At 31.7% G+C, this 6,738-nt stretch carries 5 protein-coding genes and 1 pseudogene; 4 read left to right on the top strand and 2 right to left on the bottom strand.

Annotated features, from left to right (window positions below; all coding sequences use genetic code 11):
- The first annotated feature begins 40 nt into the window (after positions 1-40).
- Positions 41-2,677: a DEAD/DEAH box helicase family protein gene (locus FD47_RS13170; RefSeq protein ID WP_054736651.1), complete on the top strand. Its 2,637-nt coding sequence runs from the start codon at positions 41-43 to the stop codon at positions 2,675-2,677.
- An 18-nt stretch (positions 2,678-2,695) separates the two neighbouring features.
- On the top strand, positions 2,696-3,604 hold the full coding sequence (locus FD47_RS13165; protein ID WP_235806097.1) for a hypothetical protein: 909 nt from the start codon (positions 2,696-2,698) through the stop codon (positions 3,602-3,604).
- 145 nt (positions 3,605-3,749) lie between these two features.
- On the opposite strand, the gene FD47_RS13160 is transcribed toward FD47_RS13165, so the two are convergent.
- Both FD47_RS13160 and FD47_RS13155 read right to left on the bottom strand, forming a co-directional pair.
- Positions 3,750-4,094, bottom strand: coding sequence for a type II toxin-antitoxin system PemK/MazF family toxin (locus tag FD47_RS13160; RefSeq protein WP_001748110.1), 345 nt, complete (start codon positions 4,092-4,094; stop codon positions 3,750-3,752).
- Positions 4,088-4,351 (bottom strand): AbrB/MazE/SpoVT family DNA-binding domain-containing protein, encoded by a 264-nt coding sequence (locus FD47_RS13155; RefSeq protein ID WP_003643337.1) that lies wholly within the window; start codon positions 4,349-4,351, stop codon positions 4,088-4,090. Before FD47_RS13155 ends, FD47_RS13160 begins: the two co-directional genes overlap by 7 nt.
- Before the next feature lie 85 nt (positions 4,352-4,436).
- Here FD47_RS13155 and FD47_RS13150 point away from each other — a divergent pair.
- Positions 4,437-4,739 (top strand): annotated as a pseudogene (locus FD47_RS13150) (site-specific integrase); the annotation flags it as partial.
- Between the two features lie 359 nt (positions 4,740-5,098).
- A complete protein-coding gene (locus FD47_RS13145) occupies positions 5,099-6,655 on the top strand; it encodes a reverse transcriptase/maturase family protein (RefSeq protein WP_054736640.1) in 1,557 nt (518 codons plus the stop codon).
- Positions 6,656-6,738: the final 83 nt, after the last annotated feature.

The following is a 6,738-nucleotide window of genomic DNA, read 5'->3' as shown; positions in this document are numbered from 1 at the left end:
GTTTTCCTACATTTTACGGGTGCCTTTTACAACTAAACTAATGGCTAAAAAAAAAGTTATGCGCAAAATTGAACTCCCACTGGTCGATTTATTGGAAAACAAACGTAAGATTGATCTTCTTAGTAATGAAAAGCCCTTTATTATCCCAGAATATATTAAAGGTAATTTAAAGCACCAATTACGACCTTACCAAAATCAAGCTTTAGTTAATCTAGACTGGACACAGCGACAGCCATTAGCTGATTACCAATATAATCAATTACTTTTTAATATGGCCACTGGTAGTGGTAAAACAGACGTTTTAGCTGCCCTGATCTTGTATTTGTATACTGAATTTACTTATCATAACTTTCTTTTTGTGGTAAATACAAATGCTGTGGTGGCTAAGACTTATGACAATTTATTAAATACTGCTTCACCTAAATATCTTTTTTCCCAACCTTTGACTATCCATGGTCAAAGAATCGAGCTTCGCTCAGTAACTCGGTTTCCTAGTACACCAGAAGATGGTGTGATCTATTTAAGATTAGCAACTATTCAAGCCTTGACCAATGAGTTAAGTGAAACCAAAGAAAACAGCCTCACTTATGATGATTTTAAGGCTCATAAACTAGTTGTTTTAGCCGACGAGGCTCATCATTTTAGCGCTGGTACTAAAAGTAAAGAGGACCAAAAAGAACGTTCCTGGGAATATGTCCTGGATCGTATTCGTCAAGCTAATAAACATAATCGTCAATTCGAGTTTACTGCAACTCTAGATTTACAAAATGAAGCGATTTATCAAAAATATCGTCAAAAGATTGTTTATAGATACGATTTAAGCCGTTTTATTCACCAAGGATATTCTAAACGGGTATATCGATTACAAGCAAATAACGACGATGAGAACAAAATGCTGAATGCTGTTTTGCTTAGCCAGTATCGTAAGCGAATTGCCAATGAATTAAAAATACCTGACTTTAAACCGGTAATCTTGTTTAAATCTAATAAAATTGCGGTTTCTAAAGATGCCCGAGCAACTTTTTTAAGTATGATCTCACAGTTGAATATAACAGACCTAACTGATTTTCTTAAACATCAACAAAGCACTAGCCATAGTCAAGCATTGAAACAAGCTTATGATTACTGGTTATCGCAAGATTTGGGTACTGCAATTGTTGAATTAAAACGTGACTTTCAGGCTATGAATACTATTAATGTTAACGATAGTGCCAAAGAAGGAATCTTAGGCGATTTAAATGACTTGCATAATCTAAATACCTTGGAAAGTTCTGATAATCCCTTTCGGGTTATTTTTGCCGTCGCTAAATTAAGTGAGGGCTGGGACGTTTTAAACCTTTATGATATTGTGCGGATTGGTGAACAATCCACTACCTTGAACCAAACAAACAGTGAAGCTCAGTTGATTGGTCGAGGAGCACGCTACAATCCTTTTGTTTATCAAGGCGAAAACTCTTATACACGTCGTTTTGACAACCAGAATCCTAAATATCAGTTATTAGAGAGTCTTTATTACCACACTATCAATGATCCTAAGTACCTAGATAACCTTAAGAAGTCACTTGATAAGATGGACCTACCCGTTGAAGATGATAGTGATTTTGATGTTTTTGAAACTAATGTTAAACGGGCCTTTAAAAACTCTAAAGTTTATCAACAAGGTAATCTTTACTACAACGAAGTTGAACCTGTACCAGATAAAGAATTTAATTGTCTTGACCGTTATGGGGTTAATACCACCACAATGGCTGAAGTCAATTTGGTAGAGAGCACTTGGGAAACAAATTATAATGCTGTTGCTATTGAGAAAGATCCTTTAACAGAAACTAGATTTTTGTTTAAGTTTCGAGATGCCGTAATCTTAGTTAAAAAAGCCTTCTCACGTAATAAGTTCTATCGGTTTAACTCTCTGAAGCAATATATTCCTACTTTGAATTCTTTAAATGAATTTATGACAGCTGATAATTGGTTGGGAAATATTCGTTTGTATGCTCGTGTCAGCAATGGTTCACCAGCCTTAAATCGTAAGCAGCAACTTAAAGCAGTTGAACAATATTTAACTTTTGTTCAAAAACAGATTATTAATAACTATCAAAGACAACGCAGTACTAAGCGCTTTATTCCAGTTCCTATAAAATCCTTGATTAGGGACTACCAAAAGAAAGTTGCCAAACATTTTAATAAATCAGTCAGTGAAATGATCTTACCCTACTCAATGAAAAATAAACCTTGGTTTGTTTTTGAAGAAGCCATTGTTGATAAGCTGGAGAAGTCTTTAGTTGACTTAATCGGCGCCTTTGTTGACCGATTAAGTCAAAAATATAGTCAAATTTATTTATTTAGAAATGATGAACGCAATACTAATTTCAAGCTACATCAATTTAAAGGTCGGACAACTCATTATGCCGGGTTCATGCCTGATTTTATCCTCTATTTACAGAACAAAGATTTTTGTTATCAAATTTATATTGAGCCTAAGGGACCACAATTGATTGATCAAGATCAGTGGAAACAAGAACTTTTAGAAAGTATTCGTCCTGAAAATATTGAACTTGTTGGTGAGAATGATCAAGTTAAGCTTTATGGCGTTAAATTTTTTACTTATAATGATGGCAGAAATGTTGAGCAAGAAATGTCTGATTTAAATATTATAGAAAAAGATTTTAATGAGGGGTGAACAAAATTGGAGATAAAAATGAAAAGAATCAGAAGTGTTAAAAAGTATTTAGCTGACATCGATGAGAATGGTACTTTCTATATAGGAGTGCAAGTGGATTCAAAAGTGAAAAATATATTGACCCAATACTTCGATGTGCTGGATTCAAAAAAAACTTTATTTATGCCACAACCATATATAGGTATTATGTCTAAAAGAAATACAGTTGGTGAATTTATTGCTGATAAAACTAAACCCAAAGAAACGCAGTATAGGGCAAAAAACTGGTCATTAAAAGATTGGGGTGGGACATGGCACTCTGGAACTAGCGAAGTGCCTTATCCAGGTTATCCTAAGAACTTTATGCCACCAAAAAACTATTGTTTCCATTACCTAAAAGATTCTCAACACAATAACAATCAATTACTAGTTATAAATAAAACATTCACTAATGTTGATGCAGAGTTTGATAATATTAGATTTTGCATTAATCTTGTTTTAGAGATATTTTCAAGAGCAGAAACGTTCATTTTTGATACTAAAGGACAAAGAATAACCCCTATTATAAAAATAGTCCCCTGGGAAGTTCTCCCTAAAGGAGAAAAGATTTGGAATGTTTTTAAAAATGGAAAAAGCTATTCTAATGTTTCTGAAAGTGAAAAACAATTAATAAAAGAGCGATTTAATTATATTGAAAGCTTTAAGCCAGATGCTGAATATCGGGGAATCGCCAATTATAACGGCTATGTGGTTTTTTGCTTTGAAAACAAAAAAATATATGTTTTAGATTCCGCCATATATGGAAATGCAATTTATATCTTCTCTGATTCTTGGAAAAAATTGTCTAAACTCTCAAAACGGGAAATTATAAGGGGAAATTTAGAAAAAAAGAGAATAATCCATTCCCCAAATTGGAAAAGAGAATTAAAGAAAGAACTCACTGAATAAATTACTTAACTTAAGAAACCAAGTAAATCATTGTAGGGGCTATAATTAACAAATAACCCCTCGAAAACATTGAAAGAACAACCCCCAAAATCTATATCATAGATTTTGGGGGTTATTTGTTTTAATACTAAAGAAATGACTTCTTCTATTTGTCATCAATACTAAACAATAATTTGTACAAAGTGATTATTTCTTCTAGTTCTTCACGCGATACATGATCGACAATAGTTTCATCAGTGACATGTCTTGCCCGTAAATCTAAGGCTATGGTTTGATCTAATAATACTTTTCCATATACCGTTTGACTACTAGTTAGTCGATGATACATTGGAAAATTACGCTTGGTACTGCTAATTGGAGCCACAATCGTCATGTTACTTGTCTGACAGACTAGATCATTGCTTAGCGCAATGGCTGGTCGCTTATTCATCTGTTCATGACCACGGCTTGGATTAAAGTTAACATAAAATATATCACCTTGGCTTACCATTGAAGTTCATTACCTTCTGACTTTCCCCAATCAAGCTCGTGATCCCTTTTCCCGTCATCTTTCCAATCCTTAAATAGTTCGTGAATATTGGTTGGGTTCTTTTTTATTGGTGTTAAAACAATTGATCCATTTTCAATGGTTATTGTCATATCTTGGTTATCATCTAATTTCAGTTGTTTAATAATTTGGCTAGGAATTCTAGCAGCTTTCGAGTTTCCCCACTTTGCTAAGCGTGTTTGTTCTTTAATAAGTTCCATATTTTCCCCTCCTAAATTATTATTACAAGTCAAGTATATCCCATGTAGATACACAATGCAAATATTCTTACTGGAGGTCATTTACATGCAACAAGTTGTCTTACCCATAAAAGATTCAAACGTTCTTAAAGAGGTTCAAGATACGTTACTCAATAACTTTAAAGCTGGCCGACGTAACTATACGATTTTTCAAGTTGGTAAAGCTACGCTACTGCGAGTGAGTGACGTTATGGGTTTAAAACAGACCGATATTTTTAATCTGGACGGTTCTATTAAACAAAATGCGTTCATTCATGATCGAAAAACTGGTAAGCCTAATGTCTTGTACCTTAAACCAGTTCAAACAGAACTCTTATTGTATCGTCAATGGCTGCTTGATCATAAACTAGCACCACGCGTGAATAATGGTATAATGTAATTACCGATTCTAGAAACCATATTTTCGTTGTAAGATGAGACAGTTCAATAACACATGCTGTTAGCATTTGTCAAATGTATAAATTGATTAATTTGGACGAACAATCCAAGTGTAATTAAAGCTAATCTCATTAGCAATATACCTCCTTGATAATACTCAAGCAAATTGCTTAGAATACTTTCAGTAATATTATAATAAGTCACAACAACATGCAGTATATCGATATGGAGATTACTACAGGAAAGTTAGGCAGGCATAAGTCAATTAGGCAATGTGATGAAGAAAGCCAAAGACTTATGTCTGATTTTCTATTTTATAGGAGATACTAAATGAATAATAATATTAATAAACCCAATAACTTTGATATTAAAAACTATATTTCAAAGTCCTATCTTCACTTCGATTTTCCGTTGACAACAGCTGAAGCAACTAATTTCCTATCATCAATCAGTACAGATGTTTTATGTAAACATAGATATTTACCTTTTATAACCTACTCTATAGTTTTTAAAAAATATTTACCTAAAGAAAAAGATGTTAAACCCAAAAGAAGAAAAATATCATTATCAAGTCACCATGATGCTTTAATTTATAAATATTATTCTGAAATTCTTGGATATAATTATGAGAAATATGTCAAAAATAATAATTTCCAATTGGTAGCTACAGCTTATAGAAAAAATATCGGTATGGACAGTATCAAAGCCGCTAGAGAAGTATTTAATTTTATAGACCAAACAAATGAATCTTGGATTATAAAGGGAGACTTTCATCATTTTTTCGATACTTTAAACCATAAAATCCTTATCAAAAATATAAAAGAAGTTCTAAATGTCACTGTTATTCCTAATGATTGGAAAAAAATGCTTACTTCTTTATTAAAATTCAAATCTATTTCCAGGGAAAAATTAAAATCTCAATTAAGTATGGTAGGTATAAATTCACCTTTTAAAAGGAATAATCAACGTGCATATATAAAAAATATTAGAATGCTTGGCGAGTTAATTAAAAACAATCAATTAATATTCTCAAATAAAAATAATGTTGGAATTCCTCAAGGAACAGCAATTAGTGCAACATTAGCTAATGTATATATGATCAACTTTGATAAACAAATAAATAAAATAACAAAACATTTCAATGGAATATATAGACGATATTCAGATGACTTTATCATAGTTATACCAACAACTACGCCACTATATAAAATTATTAGCTTTAAAAGATACATAGTCAAAAGGAGCCAAAATATAAATTTAACCATTGAACCTCATAAAACCAAAATTTTTAAATTTGAATCTGCAAAATCATCTATAACTAAATTAAGTTATTCAAATAAAAAGTTAAAGAATAATAAATCTAATAAAATCTCTTCTACTCCCTCTTCGTTAGATTATCTGGGTTTTATGTTTGACGGAATTTCAGTATCATTACGGCCAAAAAGTATTTATAAATACTCTTACAAAAGTAAAAGAGCTCTTAAAAGATTAATTATGCTAGAAAATGATAATCACATTTCCAGCCTTGGAAATGATGAAATCCAAGCAAAGATTCAGAACTATTATGTGAAGAAATATCCCAACGGACATGAACCTGCAACATGGAGAATAGCAAATAATTATGAACGTAAAAATTATGTAGATAGAATAATTGCTGCAAAAAGTAGAAAAATTAATGATATATTGAGTTTCCACAAAAATGTTACCCAAAGATACTTATGCTTTAATCCTAGAGGAAAAAATATATCCATGATGAACTATGCTATACGTGCGCAAAAAGAATTTAATAAATCACAACATTCATACAATGTTGTAATTTTAAAACAGGTTAAAAGACAAATAAAAAGAAACCAGATTGCATTAGGAAAAAACAGAAAAAACAGATAAAATCATTAAACAATATAATTGGATAATAAACTGATTTTAAATGGTTAGAATACTTTTTTGATCAAGCTAAATTAGCTTGCGCC

The sequence above is a fragment of the Lentilactobacillus parafarraginis DSM 18390 = JCM 14109 genome, assembly GCF_001435895.1.
Taxonomy (GTDB): Bacteria; Bacillota; Bacilli; order Lactobacillales; family Lactobacillaceae; genus Lentilactobacillus; species Lentilactobacillus parafarraginis.
The sequence above is the reverse complement of the archived record's forward strand: the minus strand, read 5'-3'. Positions and strand labels throughout refer to the sequence as shown.

Coding starts and splice junctions, on each gene's coding strand:
- FD47_RS13170 (WP_054736651.1), top strand. CDS start 41: ATGGCTAAAAAAAAAGTTATGCGCAAAATTGAACTCCCACTGGTCGAT.
- FD47_RS13165 (WP_235806097.1), top strand. CDS start 2,696: ATGAAAAGAATCAGAAGTGTTAAAAAGTATTTAGCTGACATCGATGAG.
- FD47_RS13160 (WP_001748110.1), bottom strand. CDS start 4,094: ATGGTAAGCCAAGGTGATATATTTTATGTTAACTTTAATCCAAGCCGT.
- FD47_RS13155 (WP_003643337.1), bottom strand. CDS start 4,351: ATGGAACTTATTAAAGAACAAACACGCTTAGCAAAGTGGGGAAACTCG.
- FD47_RS13145 (WP_054736640.1), top strand. CDS start 5,099: ATGAATAATAATATTAATAAACCCAATAACTTTGATATTAAAAACTAT.